Here is a 21898-nt window from a genome sequence, read left to right on the forward strand (position 1 = left end):
TCATTCTGCCGCCAGAGGATTCTCACCGGCCTCCATCTTCAACTCGGCTCGGGTCTTGGGCTTGGCCTTGATCTTCAGCTCTTCCAGATCCTGACGGTCACGAACGGAGTTGCGGAAGATCTGGTCCCGGCCAGCATAGTATTGCGGCGGGCAGTGAATGCTGGCCGCACCATACCAGGCCGCAGCCTTCATGGTGAAGAACGGATCGACGAGATGCGGTCGCCCAAGTGCGACGAGATCCGCCCGCCCTGCCGCAAGGATCGTGTTCACCTGATCGGCCGTCGTGATGTTGCCGACGCACATGGTGGCGACGCGTGCCTCGTTGCGCACCTGATCAGAGAACGGCGTCTGGAACATGCGCCCGTAGATCGGCCGCGCCTCATGCACGGTCTGGCCTGTCGAGACGTCGACGAGATCCACACCATGCTCGGCGAAGGCGCGGGCGACCTCGACCGCTTCCTCGCCCGTGACGCCGCCCTCGGCCCAATCGGTTGCGGAAATGCGAACCGACATGGGCTTGTGCGCTGGCCAGACTTCCCGCATGGCATCGAACACCTCCAGCGGATAGCGCAGACGGTTTTCAAGGGAGCCGCCATACTCGTCCGTGCGCCGGTTGGTGAGCGGTGAGATGAAGCTCGCCAGCAGATATCCGTGGGCGCAGTGGAGTTCGAGCATGTCGAATCCGGCACGCTCGCCACGAATGGCCGCTTCAACGAACTGAGCCTTGATGGTGTCGAGTTCGGCGCGCGTTACCTCACGCGGGACCTGACTGTCGGGGAAGTACGGGATGGGCGATGCGGAGCATATGTCCCAGGCGCCCTCCTCCAGCGGCCGGTCGATGCCCTCCCACATGAGCTTGGTGGCGCCTTTCCGACCCGCATGGCCGAGCTGCAGGCAGATCTTCGTCGCCGAATTCGCATGAACGAAATCGACGATCCGCTGCCAGGCAGCTTCCTGCTCGTCATTCCACAGCCCTGCGCAGCCGAGGGTGATGCGGGATTCCGGCGAGACGCAGGTCATCTCGGTGAACACCAATCCCGCCCCGCCTGACGCGCGGGAGCCGTAGTGAACGAGATGAAAGTCGTTCGGCACACCGTCCTTCGCCGAGTACATGTCCATCGGCGACACCACCACCCGGTTGGCGATCGTCATCTCCCGCAGCCGGAACGGCTGGAACATGGGGACCGTGGGGCTCTCCACCGGGACGTCGAAGCCCTGCCGGCGTACCTGCTTGGCGAAGGTCTTGTCGACGGCCGCGACGAAATCGGGCGCACGCAGTCGCAGGTTGTCGTAAGTGATCGCCTTGGCGCGGGTCATCACGCCGAAGGCGAACTGCACCGGATCGAAGTCCCAGAAGCGGGCTACATGCTCGAACCAGACCAGAGACACGTCGGCCGCATGCTGCGTCTTCTCGACCTCCTCGCGCCGCCCCGTCTCATAGAGCGCCAAGGCGCCCTCGACGCTCGGATCCCGGCGGAGGGCCTCATAGAGAGCAATGGCATCCTCCATGGCGAGCTTCGTGCCGGAGCCGATGGAGAAATGCGCCGAGGCCTTGGCGTCTCCGAGCAGCACCTTGTTGCCCATGACCCAGCGCTTGTTGCGGATCATCGGGAAGTTGCGCCAGATCGAGCGATTCGTGAGGATGCGATGTCCGCCGAGGAACCAGCCGAAAATCTGCTCCATGAGCGCGGCGGATTCCGCCTCGCTCTTGTCCTTCAGCCCGGCCCGCTCGAAGGTCTCGGGGTCGGTCTCGAACACCCAGGTGGAGCGGTTGGCCTCATACTGATAGGCATGGGCGATGAAGGGCCCCCACTCCGTCTCCTGGAAGATGAACGTAAAGGCATCGAGCGGCCTGGTAGAACCCATCCAGGTGAACTTGTTGGGCCTCAAGTCGACTTCAGGCTGGAAATGATCTGCATACCGCTCGCGGAATCGGCTGTTGATGCCATCCGCCACGACGACGATTTCGGCATCGGCGAACAGGCTCTCGTCGTCCACGTCAGCTTCGTAGCGCAAGGTGACGCCGAGTTCCTCCGCCCGATCCTGAAGGATCAGGAGCAGCGTGCGTCGCGAGCAGCCGCAGAAGCCATTGCCTCCGATCCGGTGCTCGTTTCCTCTGAAATGGATTGCGATGTCGTCCCAATAGGCGAACTCGCGGACGATCCGCTGATAACTCGGCAGGTCGTATTTCTCGAAATTGTCGAGGGTGGCATCGGAAAACACGACGCCGAAGCCGAAGGTCTCGTCGGCCCGGTTGCGCTCGTAGACCGTAACATCGGCCTCGGGCTTGAGCTTCTTCAGCAGGATCGCGAAATAGAGCCCCGCAGGGCCGCCGCCGATGATCGCCGTTTTCATTGGGTTCCTACCCGAGATGAGAGATTTATTTTAAGCTTAAAGTAATTTTCAATCAACCTGAAAGCCTGGTTTCGGCACTCCCGGTCCCATCAGGCACTCATTGTCTCCTGCGGCTTAGCCACGTCCTGGGCAATACGGCGCAGTTCGAAACGTTGGAGTTTGCCAGTCTGAGTCCGCGGAAGGACCTCTACGTACTCGATCAAACGCGGATATTTGTAGGGGGCGATCTCCTGCTTCACGTGATCCTGAATGATCTTCGTCAGTTCTGCGCTCGGGACGTAGTCCGGGTGCAGAACCACATAAGCCTTCACGACCGTACCGCGACCGTCGTCCGGTGCTCCCACGACACCGCATTCGGCCACCGCCGGGTGAGTGAGAAGCGCGGCCTCGACCTCAGGCCCCGCGATGTTGTAGCCCGCGGAGATGATCATGTCGTCGGAGCGGGCCTGATACCAGAAGTACCCGTCCTCATCCATGAGGTAGGTGTCCCCGGTGACATTCCAGCCGTCCTGCACGTATTTGCGCTGCCGCTCGTCCGCGAGATACCGGCACCCGGTCGGCCCGCGGACGGCGAGGCGACCGATGCTGCCGGGCGGCAGGTCGCGGCCCTCTTCGTCGATGACCTTGGCCTCGTAGCCGGGGACAGGCTTGCCGGTTGCACCAGGCCGGATCTCCGCCTCGGCGGCGGCAATGAAGATGTGCAGCATCTCGGTGGCGCCGATGCCATCCATGAGCCGGATGTTCGTCGCGCTCCGCCAGGCTTCAAAGGTCGCTTTCGGGAGGGGCTCGCCTGCCGAGACACACTTGCGCAAGGATGAGATGTCGTAGCCCTCGAGCTTCGACAGCATGGCGCGATAGGCGGTGGGCGCCGTGAAGCAGATGGTGGCCTTGTACTGCATGATCGCCGGCAGGAGATCGTCTGGTCCGGCCTTTTCCAGCAGCACGGTCGAAGCGCCGACTCGCATCGGAAACAGCACGATGCCGCCGAGCCCGAAGGTGAAGGCGAGCGGCGGCGAACCGATGAAGCGGTCACTCGGCTCGGGCCGCAGCACGTTGCACGAATACGCATCGCAGATCGCCAGCATGTCACGGTGGAAATGCATGGTGCCCTTCGGCTCACCCGTGGTGCCGGAGGTGAAGCCGATCAGACACACGTCATCCGCGGCCGTGTCGATCGCCTCGAATTCCGGCGAGGCTTCCATGATCATTGCTTCGAGACTGTCGTACTTGCCGGAGCCCCAATACACCACATGCTGCAGATCGGGCGCCATGGTCCTGGCACGCTCCATCTCCTCCGCAAGGCGGTGGTCGCAGAGCGCGATGGCAATCTTGGCCTTGTTCAGCGGATAGGCGATCTCCCTGGCGCGCAGGAGCGGCATGGTGGCGACGACGACGCCACCGGCTTTCAGAACGGCCAGGTAGGCCGCCACCATCATCGGATTGTTGGCGGATCGCAGGAGAACCCGGTTGCCGGGCACGAAGCCAAGTCGCTGGACCAGCATGTTGCAGATCCGGTTCACCCGCTCCTGAAGCTCGCGATATGTGAGCGTCTCGGCCGGGCTGATGAGGCAGGGCTCGTCGCCCCTGCCCTCTTCGACCCACCGGTCGAGGAATGCCACGGCGCAGTTGAGCCGCTCGGGGTACTGCAGTTCGGGCCGGGTGAAGAGGAATGTCGGCCACTGATCCCGGGGCGGAAGGTTGTCTCTCGCGAAGGTATCCACATGTGCCGTGTCCGACATCGTCCGCTCCTCCGTTCGATTGTGGAGCAGGAGAGCAATACCGCGCGGGCCTAGAGAGCTTGGGTCCTGATGCGCCGAGGGCCGCAAACGCGCTCCTCAGGCTCCCTCGTCCCGCTCCTCACGCAGCTGTCATCCCACCAACCTTCCCCTGCGAAACAATCCACTTGAAGAAGGCAGAAATTATTTTAAACTTAAAACAATCCTTGGCAATCCCAATTTTGGGGATGCCGCTGCGAGGGCTCCAATAAAGGGAGTGTTCGCCAGAAACGTTTTGCGGCAGAGTAGCGCCGCCCCTTCCGTCGAGGCGCCTCACGTCCCGCCGGGAACAATCACGTAAGCACGGCAAACGTGCGCAGGGAACAGCCACTCGGGAGACGATGATGAACATGACAATTAAATCCTTTGGCCTAGCAGCAGCCGTGACCCTGGTCGCAGCGCCTGCCATGGCGCAGGAGAAGCTGAAGGTCGGCCTGCTGCTGACCCTGTCCGGCCCCTCGGCCGTTCTTGGCCAGCACGCGCGGGACGGCTTCCAGCTCGCCGTGAAGGATCTCGGCGGCAAGCTCGGTGGACGCGACGTCGAGGTGATCGTCGTCGATGACGAGTTGAAGCCCGACGTGGCCGTGACGAAGGTCAAAGGCCTCATCGAGCGCGACAAGGTTGACTTCGTGGTCGGCCCGATCTTCTCGAACGTGGCTGTCGCTACGCACAAGCCAATCGTCGATTCGAAGACCTTCTACATCAGCGTGAATGCCGGCCCGTCGAACCTCGCCGGCAAGAGCTGCAACCCGTACTTCTTCGCCACTTCCTACCAGAACGACCAGAACCACGAGGTTCTCGGCAAGGTGGCGCAGGACCGCGGCTACAAGAAGGTCTACCTGCTGGCGCCGAACTACCAGGCCGGCAAGGATGCTCTGGCGGGCTTCAAGCGCCACTACAAGGGCGAGATCGTCGAGGAATCCTACACCCCTCTCAACACCCTCGACTTCCAGTCAGAGCTTGCGAAGATCGCCTCCATGCAGCCTGACGCCATCTTCACCTTCATGCCGGGCGGCATGGGTGTAAATCTTGTCAAGCAGTACCGCGCAGCAGGCCTTGCAGACCGCATCCCGTTCCTCTCCGCCTTCACGGTGGACGAGACGAACCTGCCTGCGCAGCAGGATGCCGCCATCGGCATGCTCAGCGGCTCGAACTGGGCTCCGAACATGGACACGCCGGCAAACAAGAAGTTCGTTACTTCCTTTGAGGCCGCCTACAACGCGGTTCCGGCCTCCTATGCCATGCACTCCTATGATGCGGCCCTGCTGATCGACGCCGCTCTCAAGGCAACGGGCGGCAAGACCGACAACAAGGATGCTCTGCGCACGGCCATCCAGAAGGCCGAGTTCAAGTCCCTGCGCGGCGACTTCAAGTTCGGCGCCAATGGCTTCCCGGTCCAGGACTTCTATCTGGTGAAGGCTGCCAAGCGTCCAGACGGCAAGCTTCAGACGGAAGTCGCCGAGAAGGTGTTCGACGACTACACGGATGCATACGCCAAGGAATGCACGCCGACGAACTAAGCTCATTTGGCTGACACGGCCTGTCCCGGCACACCCTGGGACAGGCCTCCTCTTTCAATGCACCTTTCATGATGCCCTCGCCTGAGGGCATGCGAGCGGAGGCTCGGTTGATGCAGGCCTGCAGCCAGTGAAGCGCCGATGACAGCAACTCTCTTTTTCGTTCAGGCCCTGAACGGCCTTCAGTTCGGCCTCATCCTCTTCCTCATCGCCGCAGGCCTGACCCTTGTGTTCGGAGTGATGGACTTCATCAACCTGGCTCACGGCGTCCAGTACATGGTCGGCGCCTATCTGGTTGCGGCGTTCAGCGCCTGGACAGGGAGCTTCGGCTGGGCCCTTCTCCTCTCTCTTCCCACAGCGCTGGCTTTCGGCCTCCTGCTCGAGGTCCTGATCTTCAGGCATCTCTACGACCGCGATCATCTTGATCAGGTGCTCGCCACCTTCGGCGTGATCCTGTTCCTGAATCAGGGTGTGAAGTTCGTCTGGGGCGCAGCTCCCTTAAGCGTTCCCGTGCCTGACCTGCTCTCGGGCTCGGTGGAGATCGCAAACGGGCTCCTCTATCCCGTCTATCGTCTTGCCATCATTGCGGCCGGTCTCGTGATCGCTGCTCTGCTCTACGTCCTCGTCAATCACACGCGCGTCGGCATGCTGGTGCGCGCAGGCGCCACCAATGCCGCCATGGTCTCCGCGCTCGGGGTCAATATCCAGCGGTTGTTCATGGTGGTGTTCGGGTTCGGCGCCATGCTGGCGGGATTTGCCGGCGCCATGGTTGCGCCCATCCTTTCTGTCGAGCCCGGGATGGGCGACAACATCCTCATTCTGGCCTTCGTGGTGATCGTCATCGGCGGCATAGGCTCGATCCGCGGTGCGTTCCTGGCCGCTCTGCTGATCGGCCTCGTGGACACGGTCGGCCGCTCCTTCGCCCCCAATCTGCTGCGCCTCGTCCTCGATCCCGCGGCGGCGAGCCAGACCGGGCGCGCCATCGCACCGATGCTGATCTACATCTTCATGGCTGCCGTGCTGTTCTTCCGTCCCTCCGGGCTGTTTCCCGTAAAGCGCTGAGGGTGGAGCCATGACCGAGATCGCCGAAACCCATTCCGCCGCCGCCCCGTCCCTCTCGACCCGGCTCGAGATCATTCCTGTAGTGCTCTTTGCTGCCTTTGCAGCGGCACCGCTCCTTGCCACTTTCTCGGGTGCCGAGGGCTATGTCCTGTCCCTGCTCACCCGGGTGATGATCTTCGGCATCGCAGCCATAGCGCTCGATCTCATCCTCGGCTATGGCGCGCTCGTGAGCTTCGGCCATGCGGCCTTTCTCGGCCTCGGCGGCTATGCAGTCGGCATCCTGGCGAGCCATGGCTTTGAGGATGCTCTTGTTCAGGTTCCTGCGACGCTCCTTGCCTCGGCCGCCTTCGCGTTTGTGACCGGCGCCATCTCCCTGCGGACGAAGGGTGTCTACTTCATCATGATCACCCTCGCCTTCGGGCAGATGCTGTATTTCCTCGCGACTTCGCTCGCGACCTATGGCGGGGACGACGGCATGACCCTGGCGTCCCGCAGCCTCATCGCCGGTTCCGACTGGCTGGAGAACGACTTCACTTTCTACTGGGTCTGCCTGCTCTGCCTGTTCGGAGTCTATGCCCTCTCGCGGTCGATCGTCGCCTCCAGGTTCGGCCGCGTCCTGCGCGGCACGCGGGAGAATGCCATTCGCATGGAAGCCATCGGTTTCCGGCCCTTCCGCTTCCAGCTCGCCACCTATGTGATCAGCGGCATGATGGCAGGTCTCGCCGGATGTCTCCTGGCCAATCAGGCAGAATTCGTCAGCCCGGCATACATGACCTGGCAGCGTTCGGGCGAGCTGATCTTCATGGTTGTGCTCGGCGGGCTCGGCTCTCTGCATGGAGCGATCATTGGAGCCGCTGCCTTCCTGCTGCTGGAGGAGTTTCTGCCCGAGATCCTGCATATGGCGAGTTTTTTCCTCAGCGAGGAGACGCGGGTGCACCTTGCCGAAAACTGGAAAATGGTGTTCGGCCCCCTGCTCATCCTGATCGTGCTGTTCGTCAGGGGCGGGATCATGGGACTGCTGCGGAGGACGCATCATGGCTGAACCGCTGCTCGAACTCCGCAATCTTCGGAAGAATTACGGCGCCCTCGTCGTCACCGACGATGTCAGCCTCTCGGTTCAGCCTGGCGAGTTGCACGCCATCATCGGCCCCAACGGCGCCGGCAAGACGACCCTCATCCACCAGATCTCGGGGATGCTGCCATCCAATTCGGGCCAAATCCTGTTTGCCGGCGGGGACATCACCCCCCTCTCCATGCCGCGGCGGGTCGATCGCGGGCTGGCGCGCTCGTTCCAGATCACCTCGATTCTGCCCGGCTTCTCCGCCTTGGAGAACGTGGCGCTCGCGGTCCAGGCCCGCTCCGGATCGAGCTTCCGCTTCTTCGGCAATGCGTCGCAGGAGAAGGGCCTGAACGGTCCGGCGATGGAATGTCTTGGCGAGGTCGGGCTTGGCGCACGTGCCCACATCCCGGCCGGGCTCCTGTCCCACGGCGAGAAGCGCCAGCTGGAGCTTGCCATCGGGCTCGCGACCGCACCGAAACTCCTCCTGCTCGACGAGCCTCTGGCAGGAACTGGGCATGACGAATCCCAGCGCGTGGTCGAGACCCTGCGCCGCCTGAAGAGCCGCTTGACCATCGTTCTCATCGAACACGACATGGAGGCGGTCTTCTCCCTCGCCGACCGCGTTTCGGTTCTCGTCTATGGGCGCGTCATCGCCACCGACACGCCTGAGCGGATCAGAGCCAACCCCGATGTCCGTGCTGCCTATCTCGGCGAAGAGGAGATGGTCTGATGCTTTTCGTCCGGCAGCTCCAGGCCTCCTACGGCGCAGCCCAGGTATTGTTCGACATTTCGCTCGAGGTCGGCGCCGGCGAGGTGGTGACGCTGCTCGGGCGCAACGGCATGGGCAAGACCACCACCGTGCGCTCCATCATGGGCCTCCTGCGCCCCCGCGGCGGCGAAGTCCGCTTCGATGGCGCCCTCGTGACCGGCCTCGCACCCTACCGCATCGCTCAAACCGGCATAGGCCTCGTGCCGGAGGGGCGCCAGATCTTCCCGACCTTGACGGTCGAGGAGAACCTCGTTGCCACGGCCTCCACCCGAACGGGCTCCCGCCGCTGGACCCTCGATGCCGTGTACGACCTGTTCCCGCGCCTGAAGGAGCGCAGGAGCAATCTCGGGACGCAGCTCTCCGGCGGCGAGCAGCAGATGCTGGCCGTCGGCCGCGCTCTGATGACGAACCCGAAGCTGCTCATTCTGGATGAGGCGACGGAAGGACTGGCACCGCTCATCCGTGCCGAGATCTGGACCTGCCTCAAGCGTCTCAAGAGCGAGCACCAATCGATCCTGGTCATCGACAAGAACGTGGGCGTGCTGGCGACCTTCGCCGACCGCCACGTGATCGTCGAGAAGGGCCGCTCGGTCTGGACAGGAACCAGCGAAGAACTCATGACGGATACCAGCCTCAAGGACCGGTACCTGCACGTCTAGGGACGACCTCCATGGCATCCGAAGATCTCGACTTTGAGGCCGAGTACAACAACCGGGCACGCGTGCCCGATCACCCTCTCCATATTGCAGGCTGGCAGCGCGATGCCGCCGGCTATCGTGAGAAGGCCCGCTGCGAACTCGATCTGGCCTATGGGCCCGGAGAGCGGCACAGACTTGATCTCTTCCATGCCGAGAACGGCGGGAACGGTGGTCCCGTCGTGCTGTTCATCCATGGCGGCTACTGGCAGGCCTTCGATAAATCATCTTCCAGCCATCTCGCCCGTGGCGCCAACGGGCGCGGGCTGACGGTGGCGGTGCCGAGCTACACCCTCGCGCCTGCAGCCACACTGGCCGGCATCATCGCCGAAATCGAGATGGCTGCCGATTTCATCATAAATCGAACAGGACAGCCCATCGTCGCCACTGGTCATTCCGCAGGCGGACATCTGGCGGCCTGCCTCATGGCGCGCGCTGTGCCGCAACAGCGCCCTGTCCGGGCAGCCATGCCGATTTCGGGTCTCTTCGATCTCCCACCCCTCGTAGGAACTTCGATCAACAAGGCTCTCGGCCTTACGACCGAGGAGGCACGCCGCCTCAGCCCGCTAGAATGGACAGCGCCGAAGTCTGGAAACCTTGTCGCCGCGGTCGGCGGGGCGGAAAGCAGCGAGTTCCTTCGCCAATCGCGCGCGATCGTCGATGAATGGGGTCAGGCTGGAGTGACGACCCGCTATCATGAGGTGCCTGGCGCCCACCACTTCGACGTGATAGCAGGCCTTGCGCATCCGGCAGACCCGCTCGTCAATATCCTGGTCGACCTGGCTGCAAAGGCCTGAGCCCGCAGTGCTCTGGAATCATCCGCGCTTACGGCGGGAGACAACCTGCGCAACGGGGAGATCCGCAACGGGCTCACTGGTCCTCTCCCCCGAAGCGGAGATCCACGAGCGGCCTGATTGTCGCGCATGCAACACATGGCCTGTTCTCTCAGGACTCAGAATCGACGAGGTGAGATTGTCGAGGACGTACTGTCCATGGGCGGTCGATACGAGAAGCACGGCGTGAGCTTCACCCTGTGCCGTGGCCCCGACCGTGATTGAGAGCGCCGAGGAAGGCCAACCGCGCTCGAGCAGCATCTTGCGCTTCAGCATTGCGAAGTCCTCGCAATCGCCCTTGCCGCTGGTCGGGAGCACCCATACGTCCTCACGGCCATATTGCTCCAGATCCGAGACCTCACGGATGGTGCTGTTCACATGGCTGTTGACCTGCTGCAGCTGCGTCATCCGCTCGGCACTCAAGGCGAAAGGGCGGCCGGGCTGCGCCTGCACGGTAGCGAATGGCAACGTCATGAGGCCGACAGCCAAGCCAAGCGTGAGCCTTTGTGAGATGGAAATCATTGAACATGCCCCTGTGCCAATTGTCGGCTTTTTTCCGGAGCTGTTGATCCGCTCCGTTTCTGCGTTATCTTGCCGACCTATAGGCCTGTACTATGAGACAACATTGAGGCAGCTTGGCTGTCAGGCTCAGAGGCTCCCCATGCGCTTGCCTATGGCTCTGGTACTCATCGTGCTGACGGGTTGGACCCAGTCAGCTTGGGCATCCGACGAGGCTTGGCAGGCCTTGCGGCAGGGAGGCACGGTGGCGCTGTTCCGGCACGCCCGTGCCCCAGGAACGGGAGATCCGCCCAGTTTTCGGCTGGAGGAGTGCTCGACGCAGCGCAACCTTTCCGAGGACGGCCGGCGACAGGCACAACGGATCGGGGAGCAGTTCAGAGCCCGGCAGGTGCCCGTCGAGCGCGTGCTGTCAAGCCGCTGGTGCCGCGCTCTGGACACCGCCCGACTGGCCTTCGGCGCCATGGCACAGCCGTCTCCTCCGCTGGATTCGTTCTTCTCGGGGCGCGATCAGGAACCTGCCCAGACGCAGGCCGTGCGCCGGATCATAGAAGGATGGCGTTCGACCGGCGTTCTGGTGCTTGTAACTCATCAGGTCAACATCACGGCATTGACCGGCATCTTCCCCAGTGAAGGCGAAATGCTCGTACTCAGGCCACGGCCGGATTCAGGATTCGATGTCGTCGGGCAAGTAAGACTTTAAGATCTAGTCCTCAGCTCTGAGCTGATCGACCACGCCCTGGCTCATGTAGGGGTGACCCGCCTCGTTCAGAGCCCGGTCCAGAGCCTCGATTGCGACGAGGATCTTGGTGAGCTCCTCGGCCATTTCGACGGACGGGAGCGGCGACTCGGACAGTTGTCGAGCCATCTCCCTGCGACGCTTCACGAGACTCTCCCGTGCTGCATTCAATTCCTTGATCTCCTCCGACGTCATCGGCTCCTCACGTTGGTAGTCAGCTTCAAGATAAGTCTTACAGGCGCGATCCGTTCGCGGGTGAACGGATCGGCTCCCGGGTGTCTCACTGTTCGAGCCGCGTCAGAAGCTCGAGGATGTGCTTTTCCCTTTCGCCGGCATGATCCTCCGCAACCGCGAGGACGAGCCGCTCACCGCTCCACCGTAGCACCCCGTGAGACCCTGCGATGACATCCTGCACAGGCAGTTTCTCGGTGGCTCCCGGCCTGAAGCTCAGGGCGATCGCCTGAGGACCCGCATTGATGCGGGCGATACCAAGCCGCTGACACATCTGCCTCATGCTCGTGAGGCGCAGAAGATGTCCCAAAGCTTCAGGGATAGGCCCGAAGCGATCCTCGATTTCTTCCTCAAGGTCGTCGATGGACTCGGTGGTATCCATGCGCGCGATGCGGGCATAGAGATTGATCCGCACCTCGGGTTCATGCACGTACTCGGCTGGAATGGAGCCTGCCGAGCCGATGTTGAGCTCAGGCGTCCAGTCATCCACATAGGTTTCGCCCTGCAGGGAGCGCTTGAGCAGGTGCTGGTAGAGATCGGCTCCAATAAGGTTGATGTGTCCTGCCTGCTGCTCGCCCAGCAAGGCACCGGCTCCGCGTTGGTCAAGATCCTGCGCGCTGATGGCGAACCCGGCTCCCAACCGGTCGAGGGCCTCCAGGGTGCGCAGACGCTTCTCGGTCGCTTTCGGCAGCTCCTGCCCTGGCTCCATCAGGAGATAGGTGGTGCCGCGGATACGGCCGCGTCCCACGCGCCCGCGAAGCTGATGGAGTTGGGACAGCCCGAAGCGGTCGGCCCGCCACACCAGCATGGTATTGGCGCGTGGAACATCGAGGCCGCTCTCGATGATGTTGGTGGCGAGCAGGATGTCACCTTCGCCGTCCGCGAAGCGCACCATCACGTCGTCCGTCTCCGCCGGCGGCATCTGGCCATGCGCAACGAGAACCGTGAGTTCAGGCACGATCTTCGCAAGCTGCTCACGGATGGGCTCGATGTCTTCCACCCGGGAGCAGACCACGAAGCTCTGACCACGGCGTCGGCGCTCGCGCATGAGAGCCAGTCGAAGGGTCGCGGCATCGAATTCCGTCAGGAAGGTTCGAATGGGCTGCCGCCGGGCCGGAGGCGTTGCGATGATGCTCAGCTCCTGCAAACCCACCAGGGCCGATTGCAAGGTGCGCGGAATAGGCGTTGCGGTCAGCGTCAGCACATGCCCGCCTGAAGCCATTGCCCTCAGCTTCGATTTATGAGCCGCTCCGAACCTCTGCTCTTCGTCGATGATGACAAGACCGAGATCCTTGAAGCTAACGCCTTTGGCGGCCAGGGCATGCGTGCCGATCACGATACGCACGGAGCCGTCGGCCAGCCCCTGCTTGACAGCACGTGCCTCAGACGCCGTCACCAGGCGCGACAGATGCGCGACTTCGATGCCAAAGCCTGCAAAGCGCCTCTGAAAGCTGCGCACGTGCTGGCGCGCCAGCACAGTCGTCGGGGCGATCACAGCAACCTGCTTGCCCGAAAGCGCCACGGCTGCTGCAGCGCGCAGGGCAACCTCCGTCTTGCCGAAACCGACATCTCCGCAAACCAGCCGGTCCATGGGATGTCCTGAAGCCAGATCTTCGAGGATGTCGCCGATGGCACGCAGCTGATCCGGAGTCTCGGAGAACGGAAAGCGCGCCACGAAGCGTTCGTATTCGTGCCCAGGAGGTATGAGCGGCTCCAGCCTGACGGCTTCACGGGCTTTGAACAGTTTGCCCAAACCCTCGGCTGTTTCCCGCATCTCCATCTCGATGGCAGCCAGTTTCGCAGGCCAAGCATCGCTCTTCAGCTTGTCGAGCTGCAGCGAGTCGGACATGCGGCCATACCGCCACACGCGTCCCATGTCGGTCGCAGGAATCATGAGGGTCGTATCGCCCGCATAGGTGAGCCGAACCGTATCGCTCGCTCCGCCATCGCCCGCGCTGATGGTTTCGGTTCCCTCCAGAAGTCCTAGTCCATGATCGACGTGGATGACGGCATCGCCGATCTGAAACTGCATGTCGGCGAACTGCTGAGCAGCAGACCTGATCTCTTGACCAGACCCGCTCGACGCGCGGCTTCCCAGAACGTCGGCCGCCGTAACAACAGCAATGCCATGCCGTTCGTCGATGAACCCGCTCCTGATATCGGCTTGGAGCACGAAGGATCCCTGCGGCGGCCCGGCAACGGCGTCGCTCCATCGCTGTATGACGGCTGGGGTGAGCTGCAGAGACGCGCCCCAGCGTCTCATGCGTTTCAGGTCTTCCTTCGTGGCAGCCAACAGAACGAGCTTCCGGTCGCTGCGCTGTTGTGCCTCAATGAAATTTGCGAGAGCACGAACCGGCTTGGTCGCGGCAGCAAAGCGCGGAACAGCGTTTTGTCTTGCCTCCTCCTCCGATGCAGCATGAATGAAAGTCAGACGGCGTTCACCAAGGAGGCCATGCCACTCCTCATCTCCAATGAACAGGCGCTCTGGAGCAACCGCATGTTCTCTGCTGCCTCCCTGGACCCGCACCGAAGTGCGGCTTTCGTAAGCATCGGCGATCTGCTCCATCACCAGCTGACGCCGTCCCTCCGCTCCGGGCGAAATCACAACAGGAGCATCCGGCCAGTAATCAAAGACTGTTTCGAGAGATGGGTAATGCTCGGGCAGCCGATGCTCCATGCCCTCGAAGATCTCCGGCCTCGAACCATCGTCCGTTCTCTCAAGCAGAATTTCGGAAGCGGGATCCAGAAGGAGTCTCTCGATCTCCGCTTCGGTGCGCTGGGACACAGGATCATAGGACCGGATGGCGGCAATGATCTGCCCATCCCGCTCGATGCGGTAAGGCAAGGGACTGCTTGCCGGGAAGATGTCGATGACCTGCCCGCGGATGGCAGCCTCCCCTGGCTCGTCCACCCTCTCATCCAGGATGTACCCAGCACGCATGAGGTAGAATTCCAGTTCATCCTGCGAGAAGGACGCGCCTGTCTTGAGATGGAAGCAGGCCTGCTTCCAGATGCTGCGCGGAGGCACGCGCTGAATGATGGCAGCACTGCTTGCGATCAGCAGGCGCGCGCCTTCGAGCGGCTCTCTCATGCGCCGCAGGACGGACATGCGCCGACCCATGGCCTCCCGCGAAGGCGAGGAGTTGTCGTAGGGAAGACAGTCCCATGGGGGCAGCAGATGGACATCCAGATCTGGATCCAGCCCCTTTACGGCCTGAGCAACCTGCTCGGCCCGGTTCTCGCCTTCCGATAGGTAGATAAGCTGTCCATGATCACTGTTATAAGCCTGCTCGATCAGGTGAACCGCATGGAGCCCGATGGACGACGGCAAGGTGAGGTCGATCCGTCGGATGTCCTGAGAGGGAGCGGGCTTCACATGCATGGAGGAACTCGTACGGGGAGAGGGCTGAGGCGAAGACAACGCATGGCCTCAAAGCCAGTTGCAGGCCGCTCCGCCCACCCTCGGTGCAGCACTTTGTAAACCATCCTAGGCCATAGTTCCCCTATGACCTACCGGAATGCAACACGCCTCACCGTCAGCCTGAGCCTGATCCTTCTTTCGTGCTCGACATTGAGCAGCCTGAACGATGCGTGGGCCGCCTCCGGACCCATGCCCCAGGCTGTCCCGGCCCATCAGTCCCTGGGCAGCTCCGCGCCGGCGACGGAACCTGATGCGCGACAGAAAGCAGCAACGCCGCCGATCAGCAAATCGAGCCTGCCGGCAACGCCATCAAAGCTACCCGTGGCGACGATCACGCAGGATGCCCGTCCAACCTTAGACGCCAACACCTTCATCAACACGATGCGGGCTGCCTGGACCTACAAGCGCATTGCCGAGGCGGGAGGCTGGCCCTCGCTCCCTGAGGGAACCGTCATGAAGGCCAGCGACCAGGGGCCGCTCGTTTCGGTCCTCCGGCAACGTCTCGCCGCCGAAGGAGACCTCCCGTCCGAGCTCGCGAGCGGCACTATCTTCGACGCCGCTGTCACCAGCGCAGTCAAGCGATTTCAGGCGCGGCATGGCCTGCCGGAATCCGGGGCGGTGAGAGCGAGGACGGTGGAGGCGCTCAACGTTTCAGCGACAGCGCGCCATCGGCAGCTCACCGCATCCGCGCAACGGCTGGCGAGTTCCACGTTCTCTTTCAGCGACCGATATGTCGTGGTCAACATTCCCTCGGCCGCCGTGGAGGCTGTCGAGCAGGGCCAAGTTGTCCGGCGCTACGTCGCCATCGTCGGCAAGGTCGACAGACCCTCGCCCAGTGTCGAAACCCGCGTCACGGCGGTCAATCTCAATCCTACCTGGACCGTGCCGGTCTCTCTCATCAAGAAGGATATCATTCCGCACGTTCGGAAAGATCCGGAATACCTGCAGAAGATGAAGATCCGCATCCTGGATGCGAAGGGGCAGGAGGTCGATCCCAAGGCGATTGACTGGTCGACGCAGAACGCCGTCAACTACACTCTCCGACAGGACCCGGGCGCGATCAACTCACTTGGGCAGATCCGCATCGACATGCCGAACAAACACGCAGTCTATATGCATGATACGCCCAAGAAGCAGCTTTTCGCTCAGGATATCCGCTTTCATTCCTCTGGTTGCGTTCGTGTTGCCGATGTGGGTGATTTTGCCGAGTGGTTGTTACGCGAAACCAACGGACCTTCAGGTTCGTGGACGAAAACGGATCTCGACGCAGCCATCGTCAGCACGGCGCGTCAGGATATTCGCCTCGACAAGCCTGTGCCGGTCGCGTGGGTTTACCTGACTGGATACGCAACGGCCGATGGCACAGTCCACTTCCGGAACGATGTCTATGGGCTCGACCTGCCGAAGAGCGAGCCTGGTCCCGAACTGGACGCTGTCGATGTACCGGCTACCGCATCCATCAAACCCAAGCGCCTGTGAGGTACTGAAATCTCAGGGAGGCTGATTTCTCACAAGCTCTTTCTGCGCAGCAGGTGCCCGGACGACGGCACTTTCATGCGTGCCTTCCGCCATTCGAACACCACATCCTGAAGCATGTCGATGGCAGCCATGGCTTGGGCGCGCGAGACTGCGATTACGGCAGGATCGCGCAAAGCGAAACGATCCGTGTCCTGAGCAAGCCGCCTGCAGCGATCCTCTACGAGGCGCCTCGCCTCCTGCAGGCGCGGATGCGGCGTTCCCGCGTCGGCCACCTCATCGCAGAAGCGCAGGACATCGCGCGCAAGATTTTCCCCTGGATACAATCCCGAATAGTTATCGATCATGCTGCGAATGCAACCGAGCGAATAGCGAATTTCCTGTCTCAGTATCGTGTCGTTGCTCATCGCGCTTCCCCGGACATGGAGCCGCATTCCTGCCTGCATCGGCGATGAAGTGGGTTATGCCCCACCGATCTCTAAAAAGGTGTTAGCCCGGCTTTCCGGTCTGCTGTTCAGGAGGTTCCATTGGAGGCCGCGCTGGCTGTGTGCTGCGCTCCGTCACCGTGAGCTGCGAAAACAGGATTTTCTCAAGAATGGGACCTGCAACGATCCCGGCGACAAAGGTGAATGCCGCCACGATCAAGCCTATCCGGCCGCAAAGGCTCAGCACATTTCTCAATGCCACGGACCCGCCTCCCGCTTGCTTCGTTACTTGAAAGCTTAAGAGACGATGCCGCAGCCGCCAATAGGTGAAAGCATACGATCATGCGAACACTGGGGCCGGTGCTTGAGCATTCCGTCCGAACTTCAGGCAACTAAAGCGGTTTCGGAATCAGGCTGTTTGTGAAAATTTTTTGAGCCTCGGGTACGAACAGGGCTTACGCTTCGGTTAATGAAACAGTGTATGCATCAGGTCCTAGCGGATTCGACTCAGCGATTCTGGTAGACCTCTTCACCCGAACGATGCTCGCCACGCATCATGGCCACGGCTGATCGGGTGAACTATTCGGCCTCGTTGGACTTGATCAATGGTTGAACGGGATTGCTCGGATGCCTCTTTCACCTGCCTTTTCCGCTTCGAAGAAGCATGAGGAACTCGGGCCTTCGTTCTACGATGTCGTCGGACCGGCAAACTTTCCGCAGCACATTCTGCGCTACCGCAATCAGCAATGGTCAAGGCGGGTAGGTCTCGACACCCTGACCGATCAGGAATGGATCGACCATTTCGGCCGCTTCAGGCCTTTGCCTGGAAGCTTTGAACAACCGCTGGCCCTCCGCTACCATGGCCACCAGTTCAGGGTTTATAATGCTCATCTCGGCGACGGACGCGGCTTTCTCTTCGCTCAGCTCAGGGATGCTGAGGACGGACGGCTTCTCGACCTTGCAACCAAGGGGAGCGGCCAGACACCGTGGTCACGCCATGCGGACGGCAGGCTCACGCTCAAAGGGGGAGTGCGGGAGATCCTCGCGACCGAGATGCTGGAGGCGCTCGGTGTCGAGACTTCCAAATCCTTCAGCCTGATCGAAACGGGCGAGGAGCTCGAGAGAGGCGACGAACCCTCTCCTACCCGCTCCTCCGTTCTGGTTCGTCTCAGTCATTCCCATATCCGAATCGGAACCTTTCAGCGCTTTCTCTACCTCAACGAGATCGACAATCTCCGCAGGCTGCTCGACCATTCGGTTCAAACCTACCTGCCGGAGGCTTGGCGCGATGAGGAACAGGCACGGGCGGCTGCCTTTCTCGAGCAGGTCAGCAGGCGCGTCGCCCGCATGGGCGCACATTGGATGGCGGCAGGCTTCGTGCATGGGGTGCTCAACACCGACAACATCAATATCACCGGAGAAAGCTTCGACTACGGGCCTTGGCGCTTTCTGCCCCATTACGATCCGGGCTTCACAGCGGCGTATTTCGACGAGAGCGGTCTCTATGCTTTCGGGCGGCAGCCCGATGCTCTGCTCTGGAACCTCTACCGCTTGGCTGAGTGCCTGCTTCCCCTGGCTCCGCAGAATGTGCTGGAGCAGGCCCTTGCCTCTTTCGAGCCCACCCTCCACCGTGAATTCGCGCACGCGATCCTGCGCCGCCTCGGGCTGCAATCCAGAGGTTACAAGCACGATGGCGCCTTGGCCAAGGCCCTATGGACCTTCCTTCACGAGACCGGCGCTCCGTTCGAGCAGACATTCTTTGACTGGTACGGCGGCAGCCTGAGCACACAGCGGGCGGAGAAGAGCAGCTCCGCAAGCCTCTACGTTCATGAGACTTTCCAAACCGTCCGGACAGTTCTCGACGATTTCTCACCTTCGCTCGGCATCAATCACAGCCATCCCTACTTCGAACGAACCACCCCATGCACCATGCTTATCGGTGAGGTGGAGGCGATTTGGGCCCCCATCGCCGCTGAGGATGACTGGTCTGCCTTAGCTGCTAAGCTTGATGACATCCGTGCTATGGCAGAGGCCTATCGAGGCCGATGATCCTCCCAGAAAATCATCCTATAAGCTTAAGTATAACCTGAATAGCCAAGCTATATTTGATGCACAACTGGGCTCAAATGACCCGTGTGAGAGCCATTTAAGCCTAGCATAGCGTATCGCCCAGGAAAGTTCCCCTGAGAAAGAGATTAGAATTTCATCTGATCTCAGGAACGTTATCCCTATACATGCGTCTATACGGCAATCGGGCTGTCATTAGGCAGCTACACATCACAACTGACTAACTATGTAGGTGAACCCATGAGGCGTTCGCACGCTCTTGCTTTGTCTGGCGCAGCCCTCTTCCTTTCTGTCGGATCCTCGGCCTTTGCCCAGAATCTCGGGCCTGGTCCGCAGTGCATGCCGGCTGTCGCCAATCCATCCATGTACAGCAACTGCCGCCTTCACATCGTGCAGGGTCAGGAAGTCTGCCGTTGCGCCATCCGTCCTCAGGCTCTCGGCAGAATGAACCGTCTCAATGACCGGGATCAGAGCGACTTTTCAACAGGCTCGATCAGCCGCAATCCGAATGCCGTTCCAGGCGCTGAAAATCCCGCGGTCGGCTCACCCGGCGGCGTCAATGATGGGCGAGGCCCTGGCCGCGGCGGTGCCGTTGCGGATCGCGGCAACTCGGGAACCGGTGGGTCGGGCGGCGCAGGCGGAGCCGGCAGCAATGGTGGGACCGGCAGCAACGGTGACGATGGCGGCACGGGAGGCACGGGCGGCAACGGTGGTACTGGCGGAAACGGCGGCACTGGCGGAAACGGCGGCACGGGCGGCAACGGCGGTACTGGTGGCAACGGCAACAACCGTAATGGCGGAGGCCATGGCAACAACGGCAACGGCAATGGCGGGGGCCATGGTAACAACGGCAACGGCAACGGCGGGGGGCATGGCAACAACGGCCACGGCAATGACCCTGATGGAAACGACTCGTCGAACCCGGGCGGCTCGAACAATGGCGACGGGAGCGATGCCGACGGTCCGGCCGGCGGCGGTAACGGTGGCGGCAAAGGCAATGGCGGCGGCAATGGAAATGGCCGCGGCGGCAAGGACTAACCTAGCCTGATCCAGCCTCAGAAACAGACCCGTGGCTGCGGTTGCAGCCACGGGCTTTTACTGTTTACGGTCACGAGATGATGCCTTCTTGAGGCGCTCCATCAACCTATGCCATGAGCTGAACAAGGTTCAACTCATGGCATAGAGAGCAATCGTTAGCGGTTGGAAAATCAGGCCAAAGCCGCATGGCAGGCGCGTTCATAGACCTCCTGATAACGGGAGGCGGAACGGTCCCATCCATGAGGCCTGCTCATCGCAGCGCGACGCATGGTCGTCAGACGGGACCTCGATTGGAAGGTTTCAAGTCCTCGTTTGATTGCGTCCTTGAACCTGTTCAGGGAGGGCTCGCCGAACAGGAATCCGGTAACGCCGTCTTCGATCGTGTCGGCCAGCCCGCCGGTCTTATGCGCGATCGGCAGCGAGCCGAAGCGCTGCGCATACATCTGACTGAGGCCGCAGGGCTCGAAACGAGACGGCATGAGCAGGAAATCGCTGCCCGCATACATGCGACGAGCGTCACCCTCGTCATAGCCGATCTTGACGCCAACGGACCCGGGATGGCGGCTCGACAGAGCCTTGAGTTCGGCCTCGAATCGAGCCTCCCCCTGACCGATGACCGCGATCTGCCCTCCTTGCGACACGATGGTTTCCGCCGCCGAGATGGCCAGGTCAACGCCTTTCTGATGCACGAGGCGCGACACCACTGCAAAAAGCGGGCCGGAAGATACATCAAGTCCGAAGCTCCTGCGCACGGTGTTGGCGTTGGCGCGCTTGCCCCGGAAATCTTCGGCCGAGAATTGGCTGACCAAATAAGGATCCGTACTCGGATCCCAGCTTGCATCGATGCCGTTGATGATGCCGTCGAGACGCCCTTCCTCGGCACGGGTTCTGAGAAGGCCGTCGAGACCACAGCCGAATTCCGGTCGCGTGATTTCCTCAGCGTAGGTGGAGCTTACGGTTGTGATATGCGACGAGTAGTAAATGCCTGCCTTCAGGAAGGAGAGCTTGCCGTAAAATTCGACGCCGTTCATCTGGAAGGCAGCATCGGGAATGCCCAGATGGGACAGGCGATTACGGTCGAAATTCCCCTGATAGGCAAGATTGTGAATCGTCAGGATCGTCGGAATATGCTGCCCACGCCAGGCAAGGTAAGCAGATGCGAGCCCCGAAGGCCAGTCGTTGAGATGCAGGAGATCGGCGCGCCATAAGGGATCACCATTGCCGCAGGCGATATCGGCTGCCGCCAGTCCAAGACGCGCGAAGCGGATGTCGTTGTCGCCCCAATCGGTGCCGAAGCTGTCGACATATGGGGATCCGTCGCGGTCGTAGAGTTCCGGACACAGAAGCACGTAAACCGTCAGACCATCCTGGGTCGTTCCGCGCCCGAGGCCGCAGGCCGGTATGCCGAATGAAGCCGGCAGACGGGCGATCTCCTCCACATCGCCGATCTGCGACAGAACCTGCCGGTAGCCGGGGATGAGTATTCGCACGTCGTAGTGATGGCGTAGTGCGCGCGGCAATGCCGCCGACACTTCACCAAGGCCACCGGCCTTGATGTAGTCGGCAATCTCGGATGTAACGAAGAGAATTGATTGACGGCGCTTGATGGAAACGGAGGCCTGGGAACCGCTCAGAAGTTCGGCATGCGCCAAGGTCGAGACACCTGAAACGGTGTCCAGTTGAGATGAGTCCAGCATGTTAGCTCAGAGGCGCGATCCCCGTCGACTCCCCGCGCCATAGGCAGTCGGGCTTTTAACTCACTACCCCCCCGATGGTTCCGCAGATTTTGTGGAAATTTTTGATTAGTCCTTTCAGCCAGCTTGGCTGAACATCGTCTCTCGGTTCACCACATGCCGAAATTAGCTTGGCTGTATTTTTTTCATTGTCCCGGAACATTGCCTTGCAATGCTCGTTCGCAA

17 protein-coding genes are annotated in these 21898 nt (G+C 61.5%); 10 read left to right on the forward strand and 7 right to left on the reverse strand.

From position 1 onward, the window contains the following. Both AC0QTX_RS11265 and AC0QTX_RS11270 read right to left on the reverse strand, forming a co-directional pair. Entirely contained in the window at positions 1-2355 is a 2355-nt protein-coding gene (locus tag AC0QTX_RS11265; RefSeq protein WP_474603912.1) for a bifunctional salicylyl-CoA 5-hydroxylase/oxidoreductase, read from the reverse strand. 89 nt (positions 2356-2444) lie between these two features. After that, positions 2445-4094, reverse strand: a complete 1650-nt coding sequence (locus AC0QTX_RS11270; protein ID WP_474603913.1) for a benzoate-CoA ligase family protein — start codon at positions 4092-4094, stop codon at positions 2445-2447. A 380-nt stretch (positions 4095-4474) separates the two neighbouring features. Between AC0QTX_RS11270 and AC0QTX_RS11275 the strand changes: the two genes are divergently transcribed. From AC0QTX_RS11275 to AC0QTX_RS11300, 6 genes are all read left to right on the forward strand, one after another. Then, positions 4475-5650 (forward strand): ABC transporter substrate-binding protein, encoded by a 1176-nt coding sequence (locus AC0QTX_RS11275; protein ID WP_474603977.1) that lies wholly within the window; start codon positions 4475-4477, stop codon positions 5648-5650. Positions 5651-5788: 138 nt separating this feature from the next. Continuing rightward, the gene (locus AC0QTX_RS11280) at positions 5789-6709 is read left to right on the forward strand and encodes a branched-chain amino acid ABC transporter permease (RefSeq protein ID WP_474603914.1); all 921 of its coding nucleotides are present in this window, start codon (positions 5789-5791) and stop codon (positions 6707-6709) included. A 10-nt stretch (positions 6710-6719) separates the two neighbouring features. After that, a complete protein-coding gene (locus AC0QTX_RS11285) occupies positions 6720-7751 on the forward strand; it encodes a branched-chain amino acid ABC transporter permease (RefSeq protein ID WP_474603915.1) in 1032 nt (343 codons plus the stop codon). Next, entirely contained in the window at positions 7744-8499 is a 756-nt protein-coding gene (locus tag AC0QTX_RS11290) for an ABC transporter ATP-binding protein (protein WP_474603916.1), read from the forward strand. Before AC0QTX_RS11285 ends, AC0QTX_RS11290 begins: the two co-directional genes overlap by 8 nt. Then, positions 8499-9197, forward strand: coding sequence for an ABC transporter ATP-binding protein (locus AC0QTX_RS11295; RefSeq protein ID WP_474603917.1), 699 nt, complete (start codon positions 8499-8501; stop codon positions 9195-9197). The genes AC0QTX_RS11290 and AC0QTX_RS11295 overlap by 1 nt, the downstream gene beginning before the upstream one ends. 11 nt (positions 9198-9208) lie before the next feature. Next, positions 9209-10030, forward strand: a complete 822-nt coding sequence (locus AC0QTX_RS11300; RefSeq protein ID WP_474603918.1) for an alpha/beta hydrolase — start codon at positions 9209-9211, stop codon at positions 10028-10030. A gap of 18 nt (positions 10031-10048) precedes the next feature. Here the strand turns inward: AC0QTX_RS11300 and AC0QTX_RS11305 are convergent, their stop codons facing one another. After that, positions 10049-10588, reverse strand: coding sequence for a transglutaminase-like cysteine peptidase (locus tag AC0QTX_RS11305; RefSeq protein WP_474603919.1), 540 nt, complete (start codon positions 10586-10588; stop codon positions 10049-10051). A 139-nt stretch (positions 10589-10727) separates the two neighbouring features. On the opposite strand from AC0QTX_RS11305, the gene AC0QTX_RS11310 reads away from it, so the two are divergent. Then, the gene (locus tag AC0QTX_RS11310; protein WP_474603920.1) at positions 10728-11285 is read left to right on the forward strand and encodes a histidine phosphatase family protein; all 558 of its coding nucleotides are present in this window, start codon (positions 10728-10730) and stop codon (positions 11283-11285) included. Between the two features lie 3 nt (positions 11286-11288). Here AC0QTX_RS11310 and AC0QTX_RS11315 read toward each other — a convergent pair whose 3' ends face one another. Beyond that, positions 11289-11516: a hypothetical protein gene (locus AC0QTX_RS11315; protein ID WP_474603921.1), complete on the reverse strand. Its 228-nt coding sequence runs from the start codon at positions 11514-11516 to the stop codon at positions 11289-11291. Between the two features lie 85 nt (positions 11517-11601). Continuing rightward, complete coding sequence (locus AC0QTX_RS11320; protein ID WP_474603922.1) at positions 11602-14934, reverse strand: transcription-repair coupling factor; 3333 nt, start codon at positions 14932-14934, stop codon at positions 11602-11604. A 360-nt stretch (positions 14935-15294) separates the two neighbouring features. Here AC0QTX_RS11320 and AC0QTX_RS11325 point away from each other — a divergent pair, with 360 nt between their 5' ends. Further along, entirely contained in the window at positions 15295-16452 is a 1158-nt protein-coding gene (locus AC0QTX_RS11325) for a L,D-transpeptidase family protein (RefSeq protein WP_474603923.1), read from the forward strand. A gap of 29 nt (positions 16453-16481) precedes the next feature. Here AC0QTX_RS11325 and AC0QTX_RS11330 read toward each other — a convergent pair whose 3' ends face one another. Next, positions 16482-16796, reverse strand: a complete 315-nt coding sequence (locus AC0QTX_RS11330) for a hypothetical protein (protein ID WP_474603924.1) — start codon at positions 16794-16796, stop codon at positions 16482-16484. A gap of 705 nt (positions 16797-17501) precedes the next feature. Here AC0QTX_RS11330 and AC0QTX_RS11335 point away from each other — a divergent pair. Together AC0QTX_RS11335 and AC0QTX_RS11340 are read left to right on the forward strand one after the other, a co-directional pair. Then, positions 17502-18923, forward strand: coding sequence for a protein adenylyltransferase SelO (locus AC0QTX_RS11335; RefSeq protein WP_474603925.1), 1422 nt, complete (start codon positions 17502-17504; stop codon positions 18921-18923). 258 nt (positions 18924-19181) lie between these two features. Beyond that, positions 19182-19979 (forward strand): hypothetical protein, encoded by a 798-nt coding sequence (locus tag AC0QTX_RS11340; RefSeq protein ID WP_474603926.1) that lies wholly within the window; start codon positions 19182-19184, stop codon positions 19977-19979. Between the two features lie 170 nt (positions 19980-20149). Here AC0QTX_RS11340 and glgA read toward each other — a convergent pair whose 3' ends face one another. Then, the gene (gene glgA, locus AC0QTX_RS11345; RefSeq protein ID WP_474603927.1) at positions 20150-21676 is read right to left on the reverse strand and encodes a glycogen synthase GlgA; all 1527 of its coding nucleotides are present in this window, start codon (positions 21674-21676) and stop codon (positions 20150-20152) included. Positions 21677-21898 lie beyond the last annotated feature (222 nt).

It is taken from the genome of Microvirga sp. jy35, from assembly GCF_056148915.1.

Bases quoted from the DNA above. Each gene is read 5' to 3' on its own strand.
- AC0QTX_RS11305 (WP_474603919.1), bottom strand. From the start codon at position 10,588: ATGATTTCCATCTCACAAAGGCTCACGCTTGGCTTGGCTGTCGGCCTC.
- AC0QTX_RS11340 (WP_474603926.1), top strand. From the start codon at position 19,182: ATGAGGCGTTCGCACGCTCTTGCTTTGTCTGGCGCAGCCCTCTTCCTT.
- AC0QTX_RS11300 (WP_474603918.1), top strand. From the start codon at position 9,209: ATGGCATCCGAAGATCTCGACTTTGAGGCCGAGTACAACAACCGGGCA.
- AC0QTX_RS11295 (WP_474603917.1), top strand. From the start codon at position 8,499: ATGCTTTTCGTCCGGCAGCTCCAGGCCTCCTACGGCGCAGCCCAGGTA.
- glgA (WP_474603927.1), bottom strand. From the start codon at position 21,676: ATGCTGGACTCATCTCAACTGGACACCGTTTCAGGTGTCTCGACCTTG.
- AC0QTX_RS11265 (WP_474603912.1), bottom strand. From the start codon at position 2,355: ATGAAAACGGCGATCATCGGCGGCGGCCCTGCGGGGCTCTATTTCGCG.
- AC0QTX_RS11285 (WP_474603915.1), top strand. From the start codon at position 6,720: ATGACCGAGATCGCCGAAACCCATTCCGCCGCCGCCCCGTCCCTCTCG.
- AC0QTX_RS11275 (WP_474603977.1), top strand. From the start codon at position 4,475: ATGAACATGACAATTAAATCCTTTGGCCTAGCAGCAGCCGTGACCCTG.
- AC0QTX_RS11310 (WP_474603920.1), top strand. From the start codon at position 10,728: ATGCGCTTGCCTATGGCTCTGGTACTCATCGTGCTGACGGGTTGGACC.
- AC0QTX_RS11280 (WP_474603914.1), top strand. From the start codon at position 5,789: ATGACAGCAACTCTCTTTTTCGTTCAGGCCCTGAACGGCCTTCAGTTC.
- AC0QTX_RS11270 (WP_474603913.1), bottom strand. From the start codon at position 4,094: ATGTCGGACACGGCACATGTGGATACCTTCGCGAGAGACAACCTTCCG.
- AC0QTX_RS11315 (WP_474603921.1), bottom strand. From the start codon at position 11,516: ATGACGTCGGAGGAGATCAAGGAATTGAATGCAGCACGGGAGAGTCTC.
- AC0QTX_RS11320 (WP_474603922.1), bottom strand. From the start codon at position 14,934: ATGCATGTGAAGCCCGCTCCCTCTCAGGACATCCGACGGATCGACCTC.
- AC0QTX_RS11330 (WP_474603924.1), bottom strand. From the start codon at position 16,796: ATGATCGATAACTATTCGGGATTGTATCCAGGGGAAAATCTTGCGCGC.
- AC0QTX_RS11290 (WP_474603916.1), top strand. From the start codon at position 7,744: ATGGCTGAACCGCTGCTCGAACTCCGCAATCTTCGGAAGAATTACGGC.
- AC0QTX_RS11335 (WP_474603925.1), top strand. From the start codon at position 17,502: ATGCCTCTTTCACCTGCCTTTTCCGCTTCGAAGAAGCATGAGGAACTC.